The sequence below is a fragment of the Flavobacterium sp. ASV13 genome (genome assembly GCF_000745775.1).
In the GTDB taxonomy this organism is placed as follows: domain Bacteria; phylum Bacteroidota; class Bacteroidia; order Flavobacteriales; family Flavobacteriaceae; genus Flavobacterium.
The window spans coordinates 580,738-603,895 of the sequence record NZ_JQJY01000001.1; the positions used below are offsets into that span (position 1 = coordinate 580,738).

At 34.5% G+C, this 23,158-nt stretch carries 23 protein-coding genes and 1 riboswitch; of the genes, 2 read left to right on the forward strand and 21 right to left on the reverse strand.

Annotated elements, in window-relative coordinates; all coding sequences use genetic code 11:
* Nucleotides 1–5: 5 nt before the first annotated feature.
* The 16 genes from GQ47_RS02480 to GQ47_RS02555 all read right to left on the reverse strand — a co-directional run bounded on the left by GQ47_RS02480 (nt 6) and on the right by GQ47_RS02555 (nt 16,101).
* Nucleotides 6–749, reverse strand: coding sequence for a ZIP family metal transporter (locus GQ47_RS02480; RefSeq protein WP_051951315.1), 744 nt, complete (start codon nt 747–749; stop codon nt 6–8).
* 210 nt (nt 750–959) lie between these two features.
* Nucleotides 960–2,027 carry a type II asparaginase gene (locus GQ47_RS02485; RefSeq protein ID WP_035644397.1) on the reverse strand — a complete coding sequence of 356 codons (1,068 nt, stop codon included), beginning with the start codon at nt 2,025–2,027 and terminating at the stop codon, nt 960–962.
* Between the two features lie 23 nt (nt 2,028–2,050).
* Nucleotides 2,051–3,499, reverse strand: a complete 1,449-nt coding sequence (locus GQ47_RS02490) for an aspartate ammonia-lyase (RefSeq protein ID WP_051951317.1) — start codon at nt 3,497–3,499, stop codon at nt 2,051–2,053.
* A 46-nt stretch (nt 3,500–3,545) separates the two neighbouring features.
* Nucleotides 3,546–4,775 carry a DcaP family trimeric outer membrane transporter gene (locus GQ47_RS02495; RefSeq protein WP_035644399.1) on the reverse strand — a complete coding sequence of 410 codons (1,230 nt, stop codon included), beginning with the start codon at nt 4,773–4,775 and terminating at the stop codon, nt 3,546–3,548.
* Between the two features lie 545 nt (nt 4,776–5,320).
* Nucleotides 5,321–5,572, reverse strand: coding sequence for a hypothetical protein (locus GQ47_RS02500; protein ID WP_035644401.1), 252 nt, complete (start codon nt 5,570–5,572; stop codon nt 5,321–5,323).
* A gap of 524 nt (nt 5,573–6,096) precedes the next feature.
* Nucleotides 6,097–6,915 (reverse strand): methionine ABC transporter substrate-binding lipoprotein MetQ, encoded by an 819-nt coding sequence (gene metQ / locus GQ47_RS02505; RefSeq protein ID WP_035644404.1) that lies wholly within the window; start codon nt 6,913–6,915, stop codon nt 6,097–6,099.
* A 69-nt stretch (nt 6,916–6,984) separates the two neighbouring features.
* Nucleotides 6,985–7,638: a methionine ABC transporter permease MetI gene (locus GQ47_RS02510; protein ID WP_035644406.1), complete on the reverse strand. Its 654-nt coding sequence runs from the start codon at nt 7,636–7,638 to the stop codon at nt 6,985–6,987.
* Nucleotides 7,631–8,662 carry a methionine ABC transporter ATP-binding protein MetN gene (gene metN, locus GQ47_RS02515; protein WP_035644408.1) on the reverse strand — a complete coding sequence of 344 codons (1,032 nt, stop codon included), beginning with the start codon at nt 8,660–8,662 and terminating at the stop codon, nt 7,631–7,633. Before metN ends, GQ47_RS02510 begins: the two co-directional genes overlap by 8 nt.
* A 258-nt stretch (nt 8,663–8,920) precedes the next feature.
* Nucleotides 8,921–10,405: an aminotransferase class V-fold PLP-dependent enzyme gene (locus GQ47_RS02520; protein ID WP_035644411.1), complete on the reverse strand. Its 1,485-nt coding sequence runs from the start codon at nt 10,403–10,405 to the stop codon at nt 8,921–8,923.
* Between the two features lie 42 nt (nt 10,406–10,447).
* Nucleotides 10,448–11,446: a TlpA disulfide reductase family protein gene (locus GQ47_RS02525; protein WP_035645140.1), complete on the reverse strand. Its 999-nt coding sequence runs from the start codon at nt 11,444–11,446 to the stop codon at nt 10,448–10,450.
* A 285-nt stretch (nt 11,447–11,731) separates the two neighbouring features.
* A riboswitch (SAM riboswitch) is annotated at nt 11,732–11,832 on the reverse strand.
* 270 nt (nt 11,833–12,102) lie between these two features.
* Nucleotides 12,103–13,188, reverse strand: coding sequence for an NAD(P)H-dependent flavin oxidoreductase (locus GQ47_RS02530; RefSeq protein WP_035644414.1), 1,086 nt, complete (start codon nt 13,186–13,188; stop codon nt 12,103–12,105).
* A 17-nt stretch (nt 13,189–13,205) separates the two neighbouring features.
* On the reverse strand, nt 13,206–13,655 hold the full coding sequence (locus GQ47_RS02535) for a nuclear transport factor 2 family protein (protein ID WP_035644417.1): 450 nt from the start codon (nt 13,653–13,655) through the stop codon (nt 13,206–13,208).
* Nucleotides 13,656–13,660: 5 nt separating this feature from the next.
* Complete coding sequence (locus tag GQ47_RS02540; RefSeq protein WP_035644419.1) at nt 13,661–14,392, reverse strand: SDR family NAD(P)-dependent oxidoreductase; 732 nt, start codon at nt 14,390–14,392, stop codon at nt 13,661–13,663.
* Nucleotides 14,393–14,397: 5 nt separating this feature from the next.
* Entirely contained in the window at nt 14,398–14,616 is a 219-nt protein-coding gene (locus GQ47_RS02545) for a tautomerase family protein (RefSeq protein WP_026729644.1), read from the reverse strand.
* A gap of 4 nt (nt 14,617–14,620) precedes the next feature.
* Nucleotides 14,621–15,175 (reverse strand): YceI family protein, encoded by a 555-nt coding sequence (locus GQ47_RS02550; RefSeq protein WP_035644422.1) that lies wholly within the window; start codon nt 15,173–15,175, stop codon nt 14,621–14,623.
* A gap of 353 nt (nt 15,176–15,528) precedes the next feature.
* A complete protein-coding gene (locus tag GQ47_RS02555) occupies nt 15,529–16,101 on the reverse strand; it encodes a Crp/Fnr family transcriptional regulator (RefSeq protein ID WP_035644425.1) in 573 nt (190 codons plus the stop codon).
* A 163-nt stretch (nt 16,102–16,264) separates the two neighbouring features.
* Between GQ47_RS02555 and GQ47_RS02560 the strand changes: the two genes are divergently transcribed.
* Both GQ47_RS02560 and GQ47_RS02565 read left to right on the forward strand, forming a co-directional pair.
* Nucleotides 16,265–16,663 carry a DoxX family protein gene (locus GQ47_RS02560; protein ID WP_035644427.1) on the forward strand — a complete coding sequence of 133 codons (399 nt, stop codon included), beginning with the start codon at nt 16,265–16,267 and terminating at the stop codon, nt 16,661–16,663.
* Nucleotides 16,664–16,872: 209 nt separating this feature from the next.
* The gene (locus GQ47_RS02565) at nt 16,873–18,462 is read left to right on the forward strand and encodes an ABC-F family ATP-binding cassette domain-containing protein (protein ID WP_035644430.1); all 1,590 of its coding nucleotides are present in this window, start codon (nt 16,873–16,875) and stop codon (nt 18,460–18,462) included.
* A 196-nt stretch (nt 18,463–18,658) separates the two neighbouring features.
* On the opposite strand, the gene GQ47_RS02570 is transcribed toward GQ47_RS02565, so the two are convergent.
* The 5 genes from GQ47_RS02570 to GQ47_RS02590 all read right to left on the reverse strand — a co-directional run bounded on the left by GQ47_RS02570 (nt 18,659) and on the right by GQ47_RS02590 (nt 23,156).
* A complete protein-coding gene (locus GQ47_RS02570; RefSeq protein WP_035644433.1) occupies nt 18,659–19,426 on the reverse strand; it encodes a LytR/AlgR family response regulator transcription factor in 768 nt (255 codons plus the stop codon).
* Nucleotides 19,407–20,423, reverse strand: a complete 1,017-nt coding sequence (locus GQ47_RS02575; protein WP_035644435.1) for a sensor histidine kinase — start codon at nt 20,421–20,423, stop codon at nt 19,407–19,409. Before GQ47_RS02575 ends, GQ47_RS02570 begins: the two co-directional genes overlap by 20 nt.
* Before the next feature lie 376 nt (nt 20,424–20,799).
* Nucleotides 20,800–21,561 carry a DUF1223 domain-containing protein gene (locus tag GQ47_RS02580; protein ID WP_035644438.1) on the reverse strand — a complete coding sequence of 254 codons (762 nt, stop codon included), beginning with the start codon at nt 21,559–21,561 and terminating at the stop codon, nt 20,800–20,802.
* 93 nt (nt 21,562–21,654) lie between these two features.
* Nucleotides 21,655–22,065: an organic hydroperoxide resistance protein gene (locus tag GQ47_RS02585; protein ID WP_152560981.1), complete on the reverse strand. Its 411-nt coding sequence runs from the start codon at nt 22,063–22,065 to the stop codon at nt 21,655–21,657.
* Between the two features lie 80 nt (nt 22,066–22,145).
* Nucleotides 22,146–23,156, reverse strand: coding sequence for an alpha/beta fold hydrolase (locus GQ47_RS02590; RefSeq protein ID WP_152560982.1), 1,011 nt, complete (start codon nt 23,154–23,156; stop codon nt 22,146–22,148).
* Between the last annotated feature and the right edge of the window lie 2 nt (nt 23,157–23,158).

The following is a 23,158-nucleotide window of genomic DNA, read 5'->3' on the forward strand; positions in this document are numbered from 1 at the left end:
CAAAATCAATGTGCCCTATTTTCATAAACCACGACACAAACTGAAACAAAAAAACCAATTACTGTATAAACCCCAGCCGATTTATGTCCGTGTTCATACGCTTCGGGAATCATTGAATTTGCGAGCATCATCAAGATAGCACCACCTGCAAAAGCCTGAATAAAGGAAAGCCATTCATTTGAGGCATCGCCAAAAAATGCATATCCGGCCAAAGAAGCCAAAGCGCACAGAACCGTAATAAATATCCAAAGTGAGATAATTTTTAATTTGCTCCAATTTCCTTTTTTCATTCCTGATGAACCGGCAATAGCTTCAGGCAGATTCGAGATAAAAACAGCTACAAGCATTGCCAAACTTCCTGTTTGATGTTTAAAAAAACCTAAACCTATAATTATTGATTCTGGAATTCCATCGAGAATAATAGCTAAAACCATTGGAACAATTAAATTTGATTCTTTTGCTGCGCCAAGTTGCAAACGGTTTTTAGCTCCAAAATAACCTATAAGCCTATCTGCTCCATAAAACAACAACGCTCCGCCAAAAAAACCAAAAGCAGGATAATGGCTGCCTCTTCCTAATTTTACCGCTTCAAAAATCAATTCATAAGAAATAGCCGAAATCAAAGTTCCGGCTCCAAAACCCATAATTTTTCCGATAAGACGATTGCTTAAATTAAACCGAATTGCAATAATCCCTCCCAGAATTAGAGAAGATGTCGCTAATAAACCAAGTAAAAAAGCCTGCACCATAGTAATTGCTTAAAATTCAAGTTTTATGATTTTAAAAGACAGCTTCATAGGTTTTATTTTAAACCCCATATAATAAAACCTACTCTGCCATCATTAACTAAACCAATTATAAAAAAAACGAAACAATAATTAAAGTGTTATAAGGGGCAATTAAATAACTCTTTATCTAAAATATAGCTCAAAAATTGAGTATCAACGTGTTCATTATTCTTAATATTCCAAGAATATTTTTTGAAGTTCATCTAGTTTTCGAGGTTTCAGCAAAGCCACTGTCAATAAAATTCTAGCCTTTTGGGGATTTAATCCATAAGAAGCAATTAATCCTAATTCATCATCGTTGCATTCTACATTTCTTCCTACTATTCCAGTCGCCACACGCGTGCTTCGAACCACTATAATTCCTTTTTTGCTGGCTCTGGCACAGGCATCCAGCGATGCTTTATTCATATTTCCGTTTCCAACTCCGGCAATTACAATTCCTTTGGCTCCTTTTTCAATCGAAGCATCGATTAAATCCGGTTTCATATCAGCATCAGCATAAATAATATCTACACGTGGAAAAGAAGTCACACCTTTTACATCAAATTCTGAAGTTTTTCCAAATTTTTGATCAGGATAATGGTAAAAATCATTTACTCCATAAGCAGTTGTTCCGATAAGTCCACGTATTGGAGACATAAAAGTCTGAACCGCTGTAGTGCTCACTTTTGTCAAAGATTGAGCAGAATGTATCCAGTCGTTCATTACTAAAAGGACACCATGCCCTTTTGCCTGAGGATCTGCTGCAACGGCAATTGCATTGTATAAATTCAAAGGTCCATCTGCGCTAATTGCTGTTGATGGACGCATAGAGCCAACAAGCACAACAGGTTTATCCGTTTTTACAACTAGATTTAAAAAATAAGCGGTTTCCTCCATAGTATCTGTTCCGTGTGTAATTACGAAACCATCTACATCTTTGCTTGCAGCCAATTCATTAATTCTGTTTGCTACTTTCATCATAATATCAAATGACATATCCTGAGATCCAACATTGGCAATTTGCTCTCCTTTAATGTCTGCCAATTTCAGTGCATCCGGAACTGCGTTTACCATTGCATCAATAGTAACCTGACCCGATGTATATCCTGATTGTACGCCGCTTTTAGCTGCTCCGGCAATTGTACCTCCCGTTGCCAAAATAAGAACTTTAGGCTTTGCCTGTCCAAACACACTGATACTTAGTGATAACATCACCAAAAGAAGCATTCCTTTATAAAAATTTATATTTGATTTCATATTTTTTACTTTTTAAGTTGATGTTATTTTTGACCTGTTAAACTTGCAGGATCCAAAAGTTTTTTGATTTGATCTTCTGTCAGCAATTTCTTTTCGCGAATAAGCTCCAGAATTCCTTTATTTGTAGCAAGTGCTTCTTTGGCTAATTCAGTAGTTTTTTCATATCCCAATACTGGATTCAGCGCAGTAACAATACCAACGCTTCTTTCCATATAATGATTTAGAATGTCTTTATTTACCGTAATGCCATCGATACAATTTTTTCTGAATAAAGGGAAAGATTTGAAAAATAATCCTTGTGATTCCATCATTGCAATGGCTTCAATTGGCTCGTAAGCATTTAATTGCAATAAACCCGAATGCGCTGCAAGAGTCACTGTAAGATCATTTCCCATTACTTTAAAGCAAAGCTGATTCATAAGTTCCGGCATTACCGGATTCACTTTACCTGGCATAATTGAAGATCCCGGCTGAAGTGCTGGCAAATTGATTTCAAAAATACCTGTACGAGGTCCGGAAGTCAGAATGATAAGATCACTACTAATTTTAGACACTGCAACCGCCATACTTTTTAGTGCCGAAGAATATAAAACAAATCCTTGCTGGCTGGTTGTAGCAGCAATAAGATCTTTGCTCATTACAATCGGTTTTCCTGTGATTTTTGCCAAATGTACAGCAACCTTTTCCGCATAACCTGGCGAAGCTGTAATTCCTGTTCCAATGGCAGTTGCGCCCATATTTTGTTCACATAAAAAAACTTCAACTTTACGTAACGTATTTACTTCAGCATCCAGCTGATTTCCAAAAGCGTGAAACTCCTGTCCAACGGTCATTGGAACAGCATCCTGCCCTTCTGTACGTCCCATTTTTAAGACATCCTTGAATTCGTCTCCTTTTTTATGAAAAGCCTGAGCAAGCAAATCTGCTTCTTTTACAAGTTTATCATTATGAAGCAATAATGCCACTTTTATCGCTGTTGGGTAAACATCATTTGTAGATTGTCCCATATTTAAATCATCATGAGGTTCTATATATTGATATTCTCCTTTTTTATGACCACTCATTTCTAAAGCGATATTGGCAAGAACTTCGTTCACATTCATATTTGCCGACGTACCCGCCCCGCCTTGGTACAAGTCAACAAGAAACTGATCATGGTATTTTCCGTCAATGACAGCCTGACAAGCTTTTTCGATTGCTGCAAGTCGATCTTTTTTAAGTCGGCCAACATCCGCATTCGCTCTGGCGGCTGCTAATTTTACCATTGCAAAAGCTCTAACATAGTCAGGATAAAATTGTGTTGTCATCCCGCTGATCTGGAAGTTTTCCAGCGCACGAGCCGTTTGAACTCCGTAATAAGCATTTGCGGGAATTTGTTTATCGCCCAAAAGATCTTTTTCAGTTCGGGTTTGAGCTTGTAGGGAAGTAATACAAAGACCGCACAGTAGTATGTATTGTATTTTTTTATACATGTTTTCTATTTTTTTTGTTTTATTGGGAACATTCAACAGCTATTAACTATTGATTTTTTCTATAGAATGTTTCTGAGAAATTGTATTTAAATGAAAATTGCACTTTTGTAATCGAAGTACTCCAGCCATCTCTAAAATTATCACGGTCACCCCATTGAAATTCACCTCCAACCAAGCAGTTTTTTGCCGGAGAATAAAGCACATTCGCTATGATGTATTGTCCTTTTTTGAAGGCATCATTAGTCATTGCATCAGAGTTGTCAATATCAATCATTGAATAGCCTATTGAACTTGTAAATTTATCATTCCAGGAATGATCAAGAAAAGCAACTATTCCAAGCAAAGGAAGCGCAACACCTTTTATCGGTTTTGTAGTATTGCCAAAATTATTTTCAATTCCGACATCAACCGGAGCATCATTCATGTAATTCTGAATTCCTTCTCCGTAAACAACCTGACCTCTGAAAACATCATTTTTACCAAATTTGACATTTGTACTCAGGTTTAATCCCCATCCAACTGCATCTCCGGATAAATCATATTGATCATTGTTTTGGTCTTTCCACTCTATTTTTCTTAAAATTCCCGCTAATTCAAGATATCCCCAATTGAATGCATGACGATATTCTGCTGATAAGTCTGGAAATGGAAATCTTGCACGTACGCCCTGAAGTTCGATACGATCTTCATAAATTCCCTGATCAGCACTTGCTCCAGGTCTTTCTAATGCAATGGTTAAACGAGTGTCGCCTTGAATTGGCATATAACGAATTTGGATATTTCGGAAAAAGACCATTCCTGTTGGTCCCCAATATTCCAATGTATTAGGAAACACATCAATATCCATGAAAGGGCTCCAGGTTTGCCCGGCTCCAAACTTCCCTAATTCGGCGTAAGCGTGGCGCAAACGAAAAGTGGTTTGTCCAGCATCAACTCCAGTCCCGAACAATTCAAATTCAAAATGAGTTTTTAATTCTCCAATTCCAGTATCAAAATAATTTTTTATACCGAATCTGGTCTGACGTACCGATGCGTAGTAACTTCCATCAACGCCATATTCATCTTTGTAAGAGGGTAATTTCGTAGGTCTTACTACATCATACCAATCCGACTGAATCTGATTAAAATTATAGCCAACATCAGTCATGATAAATCCGTAGATTTCCATACTTTTCTTTGCTCCATCATCCTGACCATGTATGAGGTTTATGACCAGAAAACAAATTAAAATGGTCAGATGCCTGATCTTAACCAGATTTAAAAACTTTTTTTTCATAATGATTTATAGTTTAAAATTGTTTGTTTAATAATAATGAACTAAAACTTATCTCTTATGGGGTAAAAGTCTGGCTGATATTTCTAGGAACTTGGCATTTAAAAGGATTTATAACGGAATTTTCATAAATCGGTGTTTACAAAATTTCTTTTAAAAAAGAATCTTTTATTTCATGTAGTAGTCAATTTCAAAAACAACAACTAATACATTAATTTACAAACAGTTGTGTTTTGAATTTTATCTTAAATAAAGCATAAAATTACGAAGTAAATTCACATAAGAATATATTATTTTGTTTCATTTTATAACTTGAAACATCTTGAAAAGTATTCTTTATTTTATAAATATGCACTGCAAAGCACTGCAAATACTGGTAATTTTAAAAAGTAAAGAAAAAAGAGGGCTGTGTCTTTAAAAACATACCTTAAACAATAGTTAAAGACAGCGATTGGTTTTACGTCTTTCATTCAAAAAAAACTCATTTCTAATGAAATGAGTTTTTACAACTTACTAATTAAATAAATGAAACAAACTTCTATGAATTTTTATTTTTTATCCCATCCATTTCTAATCAAATAAATCAGGATTTCTTCTTCTAATTCTTTAGCCAAATTTTCAGCTTCAAGTTTGTATTGAAAGTATTTTTCAAATTTCTTCTTGTACTTCTCTGTTTTAAGCATATTGGAACAATAGTCATCGCAGATCGTTTTAAAATTATCATCTACCAAATACAAAACCTTTAACGATTCTAAGTATTCTGAAAATTTTAAATTATATAACTCTTTGGGAACAGACATACTATACAATTTATAAAATTAAATGAATTCTGCTTTTTGGAATATTTTGAAAATCAACTTCTTGTATTAGAAACTAAAAAACTGTATTTCAACATTATGTATTCTTATCGAAGTATAAAGTTAAGAAGCAATAAAATGTAAAATATCTTTTTTCTACCGTAAGTCTGTTTCATATTATAAAATGAAACCTAAAGTTTTTTAACAGCTTAAAATGCATCATTTCTATTAAAAGAAACTTTTAGTGTGAAAAATTTAACAATCACAAGCTGGTAGCTGTTTTTCAGTCCATAATGAAGTATCTATTGATGATAATTGAACATCGTAATTATATTTTGGCCTTAAAATATATTTTTTAGAATTGTACGAATTACTTTTCGCAATTGTTCCATTTCAGAAAGCAAAATGCAACGTTGACCTTCCGAATCTTAAAAATTAATCTTCCTTCTTTACTCATCAAATAAAAAAAGACGAATAATATCACTGTTGATACCATTCGTCTTTCTTTTATTTAGCAATTTAATTTATTACCAGCCTTTTACTGCACCGCCTTTAAATTCTCTTTCAGCTGCCTTTTCAACTTCCGGAGATTGAAAAGCCTGTAAAAACTGTTTTACTTTCTCCTCATTTTTATTGTCTTCACGACTAACCACCAAATTCACATAAGGTGATTCTTTATCTTCAACAAATAAAGCATCACGTGAAGGAACCAATCCTGCCTGAGAAGCAAACGTATTGTTGATAATCGCAATTGAAACATTTGCATCATCTAAAGCTCTTGGTAATTGTGGCGCTTCTAATTCTAATATTTTTAGATTCTTAGGATTACTTATAATGTCTGTTACTTTTGGCAATAAACCTACGCCATCTTTCAATTTCAATAAACCATTTTTCTGCAAAAGCAATAATGAACGTCCTCCGTTTGTTGGATCATTCGGGATAATAATTGTGCTTTCGTTTTTCAATTCTGAAAGGTTTTTTATTTTTTTCGAATAAGCCGCGATTGGGTAAACAAATGTTTTTCCGATGATTGCTAATTTATAACCACGCTGTTTAGATTGTTCGTCCATGTATGGCTTGTGCTGAAAAGCATTTGCATCGATATCACCTTGGCTTAAAGCTTCATTTGGAATTACATAATCGTTAAAAGAAACCAATTCTACTTCTAATCCGAATTTTTCTTTTGCTACTTTTTTAGCAGCTTCAGCCACTTTCAATTCTGGTCCGGCAGCAACTCCAACCTTAATAAAATGTGGATCATTCTTTTTATCATTTCCACAATTTGATAAAACAAGTGCCAAAGCCAAAACTCCAGCCGTTCTTAAAATATTTAATTTATTTTTCATTTCTATATTAATTTTTAATGTTCTGTTTCAAGTTTCAAGTTTCAAGTTCTAACTCATAACTCATAATTCCTATCGGTGATCAAATCGTTTTGATAATCTATCTCCGGCAAACTGGATCAGGAATACCAAAATCACAAGTAAACCCAAAACCGAATTCATCGTTACCGCATCATAACCAATATATCCGTATTGGTAACCTACTTGTCCTAATCCACCAGCGCCAACAGCTCCACCCATTGCAGAATAACCTACAAGTGTAATTAAGGTAATGGAAGCCGCATTGATTAAAGAAGGCAAAGCTTCCGGAAGCAAAACTTTATAAACAATTTGAAACGGAGTTGCGCCCAAAGCTCTTGCAGCTTCAATCAATCCCGAAGGAAGACTTAACAAACTGTTTTCGACCAAACGAGCAATAAACGGCGCTGCGCCAATGCTCAACGGAACCAAAGCCGCACTAACACCAATTGAAGTTCCAACAATAGCGCGCGTAAACGGAATCATCCAAACGATTAAAATGATGAACGGAATGGAACGAAAAATATTCACCAAAACCGATAAAGTTCTGTTTAAAACAGGCTGTTCTAAAATTTGATTTTTACGCGTCAGGAAAAGTAAAATTCCTGTTGGAAGCCCCAATAAAAAGCCAAAAAAGCCTGACACAAAAGTCATAACTATGGTTTCCCACGTTCCTTTTACTAATAAATCTATAATTGAATCAGACATAACCTAGAATTTCTGTTTTAATGTGTTTTGAATTAAAATATTGAATCGCAGCATTGTAATTTTCGCGTTTTCCTGAAAGTTCAATCAGCATAACACCAAAATTTACTTCGCCAGCCTGATCCATTTGTGCGCTTACAATTTTGAAATCAGTATCAAAAAGTCTTGAAACTTCTGAAATAACAGGTTCGTTAACTGATTTTCCTGTCATTTCTAATTTTAATAATGGATTAAGATTTCCATTATCTTCTTTTTGCAATTTTTCCTGATACACTGACGGAACTTCAATATGTAAAGAAGAAGAAATAAATTCTCTGGTTAATTCTTGTTTTGGATCAGCGAAAATTTCTCCGACACTTCCCTGTTCTATTAGCTTTCCGTGACTGATAACGGCGACTTCATCACAAATCGATTTTACGACTTCCATTTGGTGCGTAATAAGCAAAACTGTGATGTTCAAACGTTTATTGATATCTTTCAATAAATTCAAAATTGAACGTGTAGTTGCAGGATCCAAAGCACTTGTTGCTTCATCACACAATAATACTTTTGGATTATTAGCTAAAGTCCTCGCAATCGCCACTCTTTGTTTTTGTCCACCAGAAAGACTTGCTGGATAATCGTTTGCTTTTTCAGCCAAACCTACTAATTGCAATAATTCTAAAACACGTGTTTTTATTTCGCTTTTTGAAGTTCCGGCCAATTCTAACGGAAAAGCAACATTTTCGAAAACGGTTCTTGAAGAAAGCAAATTGAAATGCTGAAAAATCATCCCGATTTGTCTTCTTTCGATTGCTAACTCTCGGTTTGAAAGTTGCATCAACGCTTTTCCATCCACAATAATTTCACCCGAAGTTGGTCTTTCCAACAAATTCACACATCGGATCAAAGTACTTTTTCCAGCACCCGAAGTTCCGATAACACCAAAAATTTTCCCCTGCGGAACTCTCAACGAGACATCAGACAAAGCAGTCACAACTCTGTCTTTCTGATGAAAAGTTTTGGTTACATTTTTTAATTCAATCATTTTTCAATCAAGGTTAAAAACAAAAAAGCCTTTCAAATATTCGTGAAAGGCTTTTTGAAATAAATAATATCATTTTATATAGAAGCCAGCTCAATGAATCGCATTACAATAATACAGCACATCATATTGCTGTTATAATAATTCTTCATATTCTGGTCATTTTTTCTCATTGCGATTGCAAATTTAAGTAGTAATTTCCAATTTTAGCACAAAAATCATTAAAACTTTTATTACCCTATCAAAATAATAGATTATTTTTTATTGCAATCTAAACCAATCGTTCACTTCTCTCGAAATGGTGTCTTTTATTTCAGGATTTTCAAATTCATTTGTTGCAGGATTATAGACGTAATCTTTCTGCCATTCTTTATAATACAAAGCCACTTGCTTAATCGCATTACAAATAAATAAAAGCTCTTCATCTGTAGTAATTGGATGCAATGACAAACGTACCCAACCTGGTTTACTGGTTTGATTTTTATCCAATAATTCATTGGTAATCAAATTAGAACGTTTTTCATCAATATTGAACAGATAATGCGCATAAGTACTAGCGCATGACCAGCCACCGCGAACCTGAATTCCAAAACGATCATTTAAAAGTCTTACGATTAAATTGTAATGAATATCTTCAATCACGAAAGAAACACAACCAATTCGTTTGCTTTTTAAGTCTCCTAAAATAGACAAGCCTTGTATTTTTTGAAGTTTCGAAAAACAAAGATCCAAAAGCTCTTTCTCTCTTTTTGCAATCTGCTCCACTCCCATTTTTTCTTTTAATTCTATTGCCAAAGCAGTTCGAATCACTTGTAAAAATCCCGGAGTTCCGCCGTCTTCTCTTACCTCAATTATGTCACTATATGAATATTTCCCTAACGGATTTGTCCATTTTACATTCCCTCCGCCCGGATTATCAGGAAAATCAGATTGGTACAATTTTTCATTAAAAACCAAAATACCGCAAGTTCCTGGTCCGCCCAAAAATTTGTGAGGCGAAAAGAAAATAGCATCTAATTGTTGTTCCGGATCTTTTGGATGCATATCAATTTTGACATAAGGCGCCGAAGCTGCAAAATCTACAAAACACAATCCACCGTTTTGATGCATGATTTTGGCTAATTCATAATACGGCGTAATAATTCCAGTAACGTTTGAGCAAGCCGTAAAAGAACCGATTTTTACACTTCTGTCAGCGTATTTTTTTATTTCTGAAGAAAGAATTGCCGGATCGACCAAGTTATTTTCATCCGGAGGCAGAATTACAACATCGGCATTGCTTTCATACCACGAAACCTGATTTGAATGATGCTCCATGTGTGTGATAAAAACTACTGGTTTATCATTTGCATTTTCTTTTTGATGATTCTTTCTCAAGCCAATAATGCGCTGTAATTTCGACAAAGCAGCCGTCATTCCGGTTCCGGTTGTAACTAAAACATCAGATTCGTTTGCATTAACCGACTTTTTAATAATGTCTCTTGCTCGTTGATAAGCATAAGTCGAAGCTTTTCCGGTTTGACTTGAAAACGAATGCGTATTGGCAATCATCGGACCAACTTTATTGAGCATAATATCTTCAATCGGGACGTATAATCTTCCGCTGGCAACCCAATCTGCATAAAGCAAATTTTGTTCTCCGTAAACCGATTCAAAAATATGATCAATTCCTAATGTGTTTTCTCTAAACTTATTAAAGTAACACTCAGACTCTGTTGGTTTTGTTGTTGGCTCAATAGCATTCATTTCCCTATCATTTTTAAATTAACAAATTGTATTATCGATTGATTAGTTGTTGCTGACTTTTTTATCTAAAAGCGATTTCAAAGTCGATTGCAACTCTTCTCCATGAAGATTTTTAGCTATAATAGTTCCTTTAGAATCCACTAAATAATTCGCCGGAATTGCTCTTACGCCATATAATTTTGCAACTGCACTGTTCCAGAAAAGCAAATCAGAAACGTGCGTCCATGTTAGTTTATCATCCTGAATTCCTTTAATCCAGTTTTCTTTCTTTTTGTCTAAAGAAACAGCGATTATATTAAATCCTTTATCGTGGAATTCTTTGTAAGCTGCCACAATATTTGGATTTTCTCTTCGGCATGGACCACACCATGATGCCCAAAAATCCACTAAAGTGTAACCCTTCAGGTTTTCAGAAAAATGAACCGGTTTTCCTTCTGTATCATTAGCTGTAAAATCTGGTGCTTTTTTTCCAACCGCTAATCCGTCTAATACAATAGCCAAATCTTTTAGTTCTTTCACGTAAGTGATATTCTGAAGGCTTTTATCTAACAAAGCAATATTTTGTGTGATTTGCTCTGGAGTAAGTCGATATGACCAGTTTCTATACAAAACATAAGCTGAAACAATAGATTTCGGATTTTCTGTAATGAATTTGCTGATTTCTACATCTTTTGATTTTTTATACGTTTCAAACAAATCTTGTGCAGCAGAACCTTCAACAACTGAATTTGTATAATATTTTTTCGGACTTAATTTAACTGTAATTGGCCCTTTTTCAAGAAAAACATACAATGGAGAATCTGCAGTATTTACACTTAAACCGTATAATTCTGGCGTTTTTACTTTTGTTTTAAAACTGAAATTCCCATCCTTCACTTTTACCGAATCAATTGTGGTAAACATTTTATTATGAAACTTTTGCAAATACACATATTGCGCAACAGTATCGACAACCGTCCCTTTTAATTGCAAATTATTTTCTTGCGCCTGAATTTGGATTGTTCCAAAAAATAAAGCAAAACCTAATAGTATTTTTTTCATTTGTTTTTGATTTTTAGTGATTAATACGTTTATATGATTTTTAAATTGTGTTTTTAAATTGAACAAAAGAATTCCTGTACCAATCCTGAAAGACTTGGCAAATTTTGTTTTAAAAGAAAAATGAAAAACCTAAAATCTTCGCATTCGGAAAACTTCAATATTATTTTCTTGAATAAACAAATTGAAACGATCAGAATCGGCGTGTAATAGAACTGACTTGGTTTTCATTTTTTTTTAAATAAATTTTAATACTGATGATCTCATTCAGATTTGTTTTAGAAATCTTTCTTATCTGTCCCGCAAGGCGGGAAGGATTTAGCACCTTGTTTAGCAACAGGTTGCTAAGACTTCACAGGGCCTACTCCCTCAGTCTTTCTGGATAAGTATCATTACAGAAATATTCTGCGTTACAAATATATATTAATTCTACCGAACTAGTCAAGTTTAAAATTACTTTTTTTGAGTTTTATTTTAAATTAAGCAATCTCAACTCAATAATAAACTCAAAAACAATGATTTATAAAACATAAAAATTAGCTTATTATCGATCAAATTAAGTCTATTTTAGTTTTTATATTTCAAAAAAGACATAAAAAAACTCATTCCGCTTCTGAAATGAGTTCATTATTATCTTAAAAAGTGGCGCAAATACATTATTACGCTTTCAAATCATCAAAATAAGCTGTTGTTTCTTCAATCAAAGAATGCATTAATTCTCCTGCCCTTCTATGTTTTAGAATTGGCGAAATTTGTCCGCCCCAAAAAAGTATCATATCCCATTTTTCCTGATCCAATGCCGCTTTTCGCAAATGAGACATAAATGTAGTCTGCAATGGAAACGGTAGAACATCTACTTCTTTTCCCATAATTTCTTTTGCAATTCGGCTTGTGATGCCACGCCCGAGTCTTCCTGTATAAGCGCGTGATAAAGTCGTGTATTTTGCTGCATCTGAAAATAACATCTCTCTGTGAATTGGCAATGCGTTTGATTCTTCGGTAGCTAAAAATGCAGTTCCCAATTGAGCGGCGCTTGCTCCTAAAGCTAATGCTGCGGCAATTCCTTTTCCGTTTGCAATTCCGCCTGCAGCAATAACAGGAATTTTTACTTTTTCTCTAATTAATTGCAACAAAACAAAAGTTCCAGTTACTGAAGATTCGGCAGAAGCCAAAAATGAAGGTCGGTGTCCGCCTGCTTCAAAACCTGATGCGATAATCATATCTACGCCTGCATTTTCTAAAAATAATGCTTCGTCTAAAGTGGTTGCGGCGCCAACGGTTACAATTCCTAATTTTCTACATTGTTCCAAAATATCCTGAGAAAGCGTTCCGAACATAAAACTGAAAACCTTCGGACGAATATCCAGAACTACTTGCAACTGATTTTCAAATCGGGATTGAAACGGTGCCGGTTTTTCTGGCAATGGAATTCCGACTTCATCAAAATAAGGTTTGAACAATTCTTTTGCTTTATTGTATTGTTCATCTGTGATTCCGCTTGGATCCATATCGGAATCCGAAACCCAAAGATTTAGATTATACGGTTTGTTGGTTAAGGCTTTTATCTGTTTGTCAGCTTCATAAATCTCCTGCGGACTCATAGTATACGCGCCATATCCTCCCAAACCGCCCGCATTTGAAACGGCCGCAGTAAGTTCAGCCGTTGACAAATTTCCGCCAAATGGCCCTTGCATAATTGGATATTGAATTCCTAATAATTCTGAAGCTTTAGTATTGTACCACATCACTTTAAAATTTAAAATTATTCGCTTAAATCGGTCAGCATTTTGTTGACAATAAGCCATTTTCCGTTGATCTTATGGAAAGATAAAAAATCACGATAATTAAAATCGTACATTTTTACATTTAGTTCTGCAACAGCGATTGAATTTACGACTTTTATATTCAAAATTTCACCTTTAAATGGTTTTCCTGAATCTTTTGGGCTTTGTCTGTTTTTTACGCCATCCAAATAAAGATCAACAGTTTTAAAATACGGCTGACCTTTTACATCTCCAAAAACAAAACTTCCCGGATAAAAAATACTTCCCAAAAGCAATACATCGCCTTCGTAAATTCCTTTAAAATAATAGTTTTCAACTGCATCTCTTATCGCTGCAATTTCTGCCTGATTTTCCATTTTAATCATATTTTGAGCTTTTATGCCCTGAAAACTCCAGAGCATAAAAGCAGTTAATAAAATAGTTTTCATGTTAATTATAAGTTGTGCCCTGCTGCTTTTCCACCGTCAACATTGATAATGGCGCCGGTAATAAAATTACTTTTGGCAACAGTGTACACCATTTCGGCAACATCGTCAATTTCTCCAACTCGATTCAGTAAGTGTAAACCAGCGGCCGCATCAGCATTATCACCATGCATTGGCGTTCTGATTACTCCCGGAGCAACTGTATTGAAACGAATGTTTTGTTTTCCAAATTCCGCCGCTAATTGAACTGTAATAGCGTGAATAGCTCCTTTACTTGCGATAGGCGCTGAAGCTGGCCATCCGCCTAAACCGTGATTTACAAGTGGTGTTCCGATATTAATTACAACACCACCTTTTTGTTCCAACATTTGAGGAACCACGGCCTGAGTAGTGAAATACGTTCCTTTTAAGTTGGTTGTCAAAAATTTATCTAAATAAGCTTCATCAACTTCCAAAAAGGGTTTGCTGTCAAAGATTCCGGCATTGTTAACCAAAACATCTACTGAACCGAATTTTTCGATTGCAATTTTTACTAATTGTTCCCCTGTTTGTTTGTTGCTGATATCTCCGGCATACATTGCCAAATTATCGCCTCCGCCAAATTCATTAAAGGCATTTTCTAATGACGCTGGTGTTACCGAATTGATGACAACATTATCTCCTCTGTCCAAAAAGTATTTTGCGATTCCTTTTCCAATACCAGATGCTGCTCCGGTAACGATTATCGTTTGTTTTTTCATGATGTTTATTTTTTATCGGCTGTGATGCCTTTTTCTCTTAATACTGATACTTGTTCTCCTGCGTAACCCCAATCGTCTAATTCAACTTCCTGAATTACAACGTGAGTCAAATGCGGATCTTTATTTAAAACCTCGGTAATCAAATTGGTTATTCCGCTTATTAATTGCTGTTTTTGCTCGCGTGTTACGCCCTCGCGAGTCAATTCTAATTTTACGTAAGGCATGGCTTTAGTTTTTAGATTGTTCTGAAAAAATGGCTTCGGCAGTGATATTAAAATCAAGATCAAAGTCATTGTAGATTAATGTATCGCCTAAATCAACAAAGAAATTTCCTGAGCGGAATTTGATATCATATTTAGTACGATCAATAATCATTTTCCCTTTAAGAGCGATTGCATTTCGATTGTTTTCTAACGTTGCTTCAAAACCTGCAACGTGTGTAATATCTTTTATGGTAAGATTGCCTTCAAGATAAAAAGTAGTGTCTGATAATTCTTTTACAGAAAGAACATCAAAAGTTGCTGTTGGAAATTTTTCGATTGAGAAAAAATCATCTGAGGCAAGATGACCTGCAAATTGTGTGTTTGTCGCCGGATCTGTTACGTCCAGAATTTTAATAGAAGCGGTGTCAATTACAACTTTCCCGCCTTTTACTTTTCCATCTTGTAAGATGAAATTACCTTCTTTGATACCAATTGTACCATTATGTGCTCCGGTTACTTTTCTTCCGGTCCATTCTACGTTGCTGTTTGAGCTTACGATTTTATAATTTGTTGTTTCCATTGTGATTGTATTTAAGTGTATTTAAAATTACAGTACAAAGGAACGACGACTATGGAAATGGGTTACGTGACCTACATCACATTCTTTTTTTTTGAGGTTCTAAGGGGCTAAGATTCTAAGGCTCTAAGGTTTTTTTACAGAATGCTTATTTTGGTCTCTCGCAGATTTGGCAGATTTGGCAGATTTGGCAGATAAAAAAGATTGAAAAAATAATCCGCTCAATCTGCAAAATCTGCGAGAGCCAATATATTTGCTGTTTTGCGAGATTAATTAGTAGCTACATAATTTACAAAATCTGCATGAAACAAACTATTTTAATCCGTTTCATCCGTAAAATCTGTGGTCCATAAATCCTACGAATTATAAAGCCTGCTCAGTGTTTCTCTGGAAACTCCTAAATATGCGGCTATTAAATGCTTTGGTACAAGATTATATAATTGAGGATATAATGCCAAAAGCTCTTCGTAACGTGCTTTGACATTATTATTCATAAACGATAAAAGCCTTTTTTGAGAGGCGATATATCCTTTGTTCGTTCTCCAACGGAAAAAATGTTCTACTTGGTGATATTCTTTACAGAGTTTTTCACGGTCTTCGTTTGACAGGCAAAGCACTTCAGCATCAGTAATGCAATCAACGTTTATGGTTGCTTCTGTTTGATTGTATAAAGCGCTGTAATCAGATGTCCACCAGGTTGGCATTGCAAACTGTAATATGTACATTTTGATTTCATCGTTTATAAAAAATGCTTTCAAGCAACCGGAAATCACAAAATATTCGCAGTTTACTTTATCTCCGGCGCTAATAATGGTTTGGCCTTTTTTAAAAGACAATGGCTTAAAATGAGAATAGAAATAATCGAATTCTTCTTCTGTCAATAAAGCAGTTTTGGCGATATGTTGTTGCAAAATGGCTTTGGTTTCCATTATTAAATTTCGGTTTTAAAGTATTCTGTAAAGTTATGAAATCAGATGAACTTTCGGATTGTCTATTTCAGAAATCAATTTGTCCGTTTCACCAAAAAACTCATATGTTTTCTGTTGCATCTGACGCAATTTTGTCCTGTTTAACAACTTAAAAATTAAAATCATGAACACAAAAACGACAAAAATTATTTATTGGACAGGAATTATTTTAACTTCTTTATGGTTTGGTGCCAGCGGATATTTCGAACTTACAACCAACAAATTAGTTTGGGAAATTACACAACAATTGGGTTATCCAGCGCATTTTATTTACATTCTTGGAGTATTTAAAATCGCAGGAGTAATCACATTATTGATTCCGAATAAATTATTACGATTGAAAGAATGGGTCTTTGCCGGAATTTTCTTTGACATCATTTTTGCTTTTTTTTCAAAAATAGCCGTATTGGGTTTTCCTGCTACAATCGATGCTATTATTGCTTTTGCTATGGTAAGTGTAACTTATGCCATGTTTAGAGAATTATATTCAGCTAATTATTCTAAAAATGCGATTGTAGGCTAATTTTAAGGTTTTTTAAGACCAAAAAATATAAAAGCGTCTAAGAACTTCTCAGACGCTTTTTGTTTTGTTATGAGTTTTTAAAACATTTATTATCTTTGCACTTTAAAATAAACTACTTCCGTACATGTGAATAAATAATTTCTTTCAGATATAGAGACAGCAAGCCAGACTTGGTTTTTGCTGATTTATTAATGCTTAAGAAAGAGATTATGATCATTCTGCAAAACATTTCATATACACATTCTAATACAGAATTGCTGTTCCACTCAATCAGTTTAACAGTAAATACAGGCAATAAAATAGCCTTAACAGGACACAACGGTTCTGGAAAATCAACTTTGCTTAAAATTATAGCAAAAGAATTATTTCCGTCAAGCGGAACAATCGAAATTGAGACCGAACCGTATTATATTCCACAAATCTTTGGACAATACAATCATTTAACGATCGCCGAGGCTTTAAAAATAAATCAAAAACTTACTGCTTTCCGCGAAATTCTTGAGGGAAATGTAAGCGAAACCAATTTAAACCTTCTCAACGACGATTGGACAATTGAAGATCGTTGCAACGAAGCTTTAAATTACTGGAAACTAAACGGTTTAGATTTAAATCAGAAAATGGAACTTTTAAGCGGAGGCCAGAAAACAAAAGTATTTCTTGCCGGAATTGTTATTCATCAACCCAAACTTATTTTATTGGACGAACCCAGCAATCATCTTGATGTTGAGGGAAGAAATTTATTATATCAATTCATAAAAACCTCAACTTCAACGATGCTTATTGTAAGCCACGATCGAAAACTGCTGAATTTGCTCGATACAACCTGTGAATTAAAATCAAACGGAATCAAAACTTACGGTGGTAATTATGATTTTTATTTGGAGCAAAAGAATATCGAAAAGAATGCTTTAGCACTTGATATTCATTCGAAAGAAAAAGCACTTCAAAAAGCCAAGGAAAAACAGCGAGAAACGATCGAAAGACAACAAAAATCTGATGCAAAAGGCAAAAAGAAACAAGAAAAAGCCGGAGTTGCCCGCATTATGATGAATACGCTAAAGAATAAGGCCGAAAACAGTACATCGAAAACCAAAAGCGTTCACGAAGAGAAAATTGGCGGTATTTCACAAGAATTACGTGAACTGCGTGAAAATGTTTCGAGTTTGGATAAAATGAAATTCGGACTTAATAATTCACGTTTACACAAAGGAAAAGTGCTCGTAACCGCCGAATCGCTGAATTATAGTTACAACGAAGAAAAGATTTGGAAAACCGATTTGGATTTTCAGATTCTTTCGGGCGAAAGAATTGCTTTAAAAGGAAATAACGGTTCTGGAAAAACAACGCTGATTAAATTAATTTTAAAAGAATTACAGCCAAAATCAGGAAATCTGAAAATTGCAGAATGCAAAAGCGTTTATATTGACCAGGATTATTCTTTAATTAATAACACGTTAATGGTTTATGAACAGGCACAGCAAAGCAATACGTCGGGTTTAGAAGAACACGATATAAAAATGAGGCTGAACCGTTTTCTTTTCGGCAAATCAGATTGGGACAAACCTTGCCAGTTTTTAAGCGGAGGAGAAAGAATGCGTTTAATGCTTTGCGGTTTGACAATCACAAATCAAGCCCCCGATTTAATCATTTTAGATGAACCAACAAACAATCTAGATTTACAAAATATCGAAATTCTGACTGCTGCTTTAAATGAATATCAAGGTACGCTGATTGTGGTTTCACACGATGAAATATTCTTAAAAGAAACAAACGTAAACAGCTGTATTTATTTAATTTAGAAATATTTATATAAACAAAAACTTAAAATATAATTCATACTGAAAGAAAAATAATTTAACCGCAAAGGACGCAAAGGTTTACGCAAAGTTCGCAAAGTTTTTTACACATAGCATTGCGTGCTTTGCGGTTATACTAAGTCTTGAATGTAAAAATCTTAGCGTGCTTTGCGGTTAAATTATTTACATTTCACAATTATCAACGGTTTTCCAGCCAGCTCAAAAAAGCCGTCGCTTTCTCTTTTCCAACTAATAATTTTTCCTCTGTCGGAATAGTAAGTTTGATTATCAGCTTGCGCGAAAAATAATGCTCCGCTTCTCTTATTGCCGAAAAATTCACTAAATATTGTCTGTTCATTCTGAAGAATTGAATTGGCGACAACAACTTATGAACCTCATCTAACGACTGCGTGATTTGATATTCATTTTTATCAAAAGTCATAATCGTTGGCGTTTCATTTTTGATGTAGAAAAACGCAATATTCTCTGTCTGAATCGTTTGATATTTATTGTTTTTAAAAACCAAAAAACTGCTTTTACCTGTATTTTCGCCTGTTCTCGTTAAAAGATAATCGAAATCCGGCATCATTTTTTTATTTCTTTGAAAGAAATTCTTCAATTCGCCCGCTTTTTTAATCGCTTGCGAAATACTGTCTCTAGAGAAAGGCTTCAAAACATAATCAATTCCGTTTGATTTAAAAGCTTCAATCGCATAATCATCGAAAGCCGTACAGAATATCACCGGAGACAAAACCTCAACGTTTTTAAAAATCTCAAAACAAAGTCCGTCTGCCAGCTGAATATCCATAAAAATAAGATCAGGCTGATCGTTTTCCATAAGATAACTCACCGCGCCATCAATACTCTGAATGTACGATAAAATCTGGGCATCAGGTCTGATACTCAAAATAAGCTGACCAAGTGCTTTGGCCGTTTTTACTTCATCTTCAATTATTATGATATTCATAAATAAGCGGTATTTTTACTTTAAAAGTCGTGTCGTTTTTATCAATTTCGATTTCCTTGTGAACCAAATGCATAAAACGCTGATTAATATTATCCAGCCCAACGCCTGTTGACAAAGCGCCTCTTTTCAATTGAATTGGATTTTCAATTACTAAGAAATCATTTTCGGTATACAATTTAATTCGCAGTGGTTTATCCAAAGAAACTACATTATGCTTGATACAATTTTCAATCAGCAACTGCAATGAAAAAGGCGGAATGGCACAATCATATTGTTTTTGATCAATCTCATTTATCACTTCAAATCCGTCTTCGAAACGTGCTTTAAGCAAATAAATATATGAATCCAAAATCTGAATTTCTTCTTTCAGTGATATCAAGTCAAGCTTTCGGCTATCTAGCGTAAAACGGTAAAAATCAGATAATTTCAAAATAAAATCAGAGCTCTGCGGATCCTGCATATCCACCATTGATTTTAACGTATTCAAACTATTGAATAAAAAGTGTGGATTCACTTGCTGCTTCAAAAGTTCGTATTGCGCACCAAGATTTAAGGCTTTGGTTCGTTCAAGTTCGACTCCAATTTGTTGCGTCTGATAATTCTGAAAAAGCAAATGCAAAAACATATACACAATCAAATTAATCAAAACGCCACGCAGTTCAAACATGATAGGCGCATCCATTTTTGAGACTTGAAAAAGCTCCTGATGTGCGATTACCAGTACAACCATAAGCAAAATCCCCAATACAACACTCAACAATAATTTCCAGTTAAACAAGCTTTTATTAGTACGTTGTGCCGAAAATTTTGGTAAGCTGTAAATATTATAATACCAAATAAAAAGAGAAAACAACAAGGTAATCGAAGAGTTGATTACTAAATCTCCAGGCGTCGAAACCATGTCGAACAATTTGGGTATTGAAGCAAGAATTGCAAGTGCTATAGAACTTCCCCAAATGACACGTTGGGAAACCTGAAAGCGTTTTACTTTTTCCATATATTTTTTGTTTCAAGTTTCATCCCGATTGCTATCGGGACAGGTTTCAAGTTCGATATACTTTGCCAAAGATAACGATAAAATAACAGGGTATTTATAGCAAAAAACAAAGAATTTAAAATTAAGCTTCATCTCTATTTCAGCAAACATCAATATTAATCTTTTACTTTATATCAAAAAATTAAAAAAACTGGTTTTCAATAGTTTAACATCTAAACAAAGATACATACTGACATTTCGTCAGAGCTAAAAACAAGCTATTTTCCAGACTAATTTTGCTCAAAATAGAAGTTTTTCAGTTGACAGAATAATTCAACTATCTTCTTAAAAAACATTTCTACTTTACAGCAAAAACCATCTTAAACCCTCCTCTATTTTACAATAAATTTTGTGTAAAAACTGCTCTGTTTGCACCTAAAATAATTCCCGAATTCATGTCCTGAACGAAGCCGATAATTTCAAAATCTTTAGAATTAAAACCTTTTGGCAAAGACAAGGAAACATTCCCTTTTTGATTTCCAGTCAAAGGAAAACCATTCAGACTTCTGACAATTTGAAAATGCGACAAAACATGATTGGCATTCTCTCCTCTTTTCACATTGCTTTTAGCTGCTTTTTGAATTACAGCGACATACAAACGATTGTTTTTTGAAATCTTATTTATGCTATAATTTAAATTCAGTTTGTTTTCCTGCTGGCTTGCTTCCAAAGTTATTTCGGTTGCAGCAGGTTTTAGAAGCGCTGTCCGAATTCCGTTTTGAACCGCCGTTTCCTGAGAACCGATATAATCTATTTTGCCGTTGATAATAAGCTGTGGCGTATAAATAGGCTCTTTTTCCATGAATTTAGCGTAATCATATTGTCGTTTTGTGTTTGCTGCATTGCTAAAAACATCTTTCCAGCCTTGTTTGTCCCAATAATCAACATGATACGACAAAACATAAACATTACTGTCTTTGTATTGATTCTGGATTTTCCCCATCAATTCATCTGCTGGCGGGCAACTTGAACAGCCTTCAGAAGTGTATAATTCTAAAAAAGCAAAACCTTTTTTGTCTTTATTATTTTGGCTGAAAATACTATTCCCGATTAAGAAAAACAGCATTATAAAAGCGCTTATTATTTTTATCTTTTTCATGATTGTAAAGTTAAGGGTTAGACGTTATCAGTTAGGAGTTAAAAGTTAGTTTCGAAAACAACTCATAACTCCTAATTCATAACTTATAACTTTTTAAAGAATATTAAGCTCAACATTAATGTTTCCTCTTGTCGCTTTTGAATAAGGACAAGTTTGATGCGCCTGAGCTGCTAATGCTTTAGAAGTCTCCACATCCAAACCTGGCAAACTGATATTTAATCTTGCCTGTAAAGAATATTCGCCTTCCGTTACACATAAATCAACCTCAGCATCTACAGCAGTTTCTGCCGGAAGTTTAATCCCTTGTTTTGAAGCTGCGATTCCTAAAGCTCCAATAAAACAAGCCGACCAGCCGGCAGCAAATAATTGTTCTGGATTTGTCCCCGGACGTGAAGATCCCGGCGAACTTAATTTGATATTCAATTGTTCATCTGAACTTTGAGAAGCTCCTTCTCTACCACCTGTTGTGTGTGTTTTTCCTGTGTATAAAACTTTTGTTTCCATGACTTTTTTAATTGTAAATTGTTAATTATTAATTGTTAATTCTGTTGTTTTGAAATTTTAATTGTGTGAATGATTTACTCTTATTTTGAGACATCAATTATTGCTTGAGCAAATGATTTCGGGTCTTCTTGTGGCACGTTATGTCCGATTCCTTTTAAAATTCTGTGCTCGTATTTTCCTGTGAATTTGTTGGCATACGCTTTTCCATCCGCGAAAGCGCCATCAAAATCGCTTCCAATTGTAATTGTTGGAACTTTAATTACAGGTTTTGAAGCCAGACGTTTTTCAAGATTGTCATATTTTGATTCTCCTGCTTCAAGAGATTGTCTCCATCTGTAATTGTGAATCACAATCGCCACATGATCTGGATTATCAAAAGATTGCGCTGTTTGATCGTAAGTTGCTTTATCGAAATTCCATAACGGAGAAGCGATTTTCCAGATTAATTTATTGAAATCATACGTGTTTTGAGTATAACCTTGTTTTCCTCTTTCGGTTGCGAAGTAATATTGATACCACCATCCTAATTCAGCTGTTGGAGGAAGCGGTTTTAAATTTGCTTCTAAATTTACAACTAAATAACCGCTTACTGATACTAAACCTTTTACGCGTTCTGGCCAAAGTGCCGAAACTACAACTGCTGTTCTCGCTCCCCAATCAAAACCGCCAATTACGGCTTTGTCTATTTTAAGCGCATCCATAAAAGCAATAATATCACTCGCTAAGGCCGCTTGCTGTCCATTTCTGAACGTATCTTTTGAAAGAAAGGTTGTTGTTCCGAAACCTCTTAAATAAGGCGTAAAAACGCGATATCCTTTTGCAACCAAAATCGGAACGACTTCGTTATAACTGTGAATATCATAAGGCCAGCCGTGAAGTAAAATTACTGGAGTTCCGTTTGATGGACCTGCTTCAGTATAACCTACGTTTAATAACCCAGCGTTGATTTGTTTTAAAGTTCCAAGTGAACTGTTTGCTTCAATTGTTTGTTTTGGAGCTTGTGCATTCGTTACATTCACATTCATGAAAAGAATGACAATTAAGATTGATTTTGCAAAAATGTTGTTTGTAATTTTTAATAGCGTTTTCATAA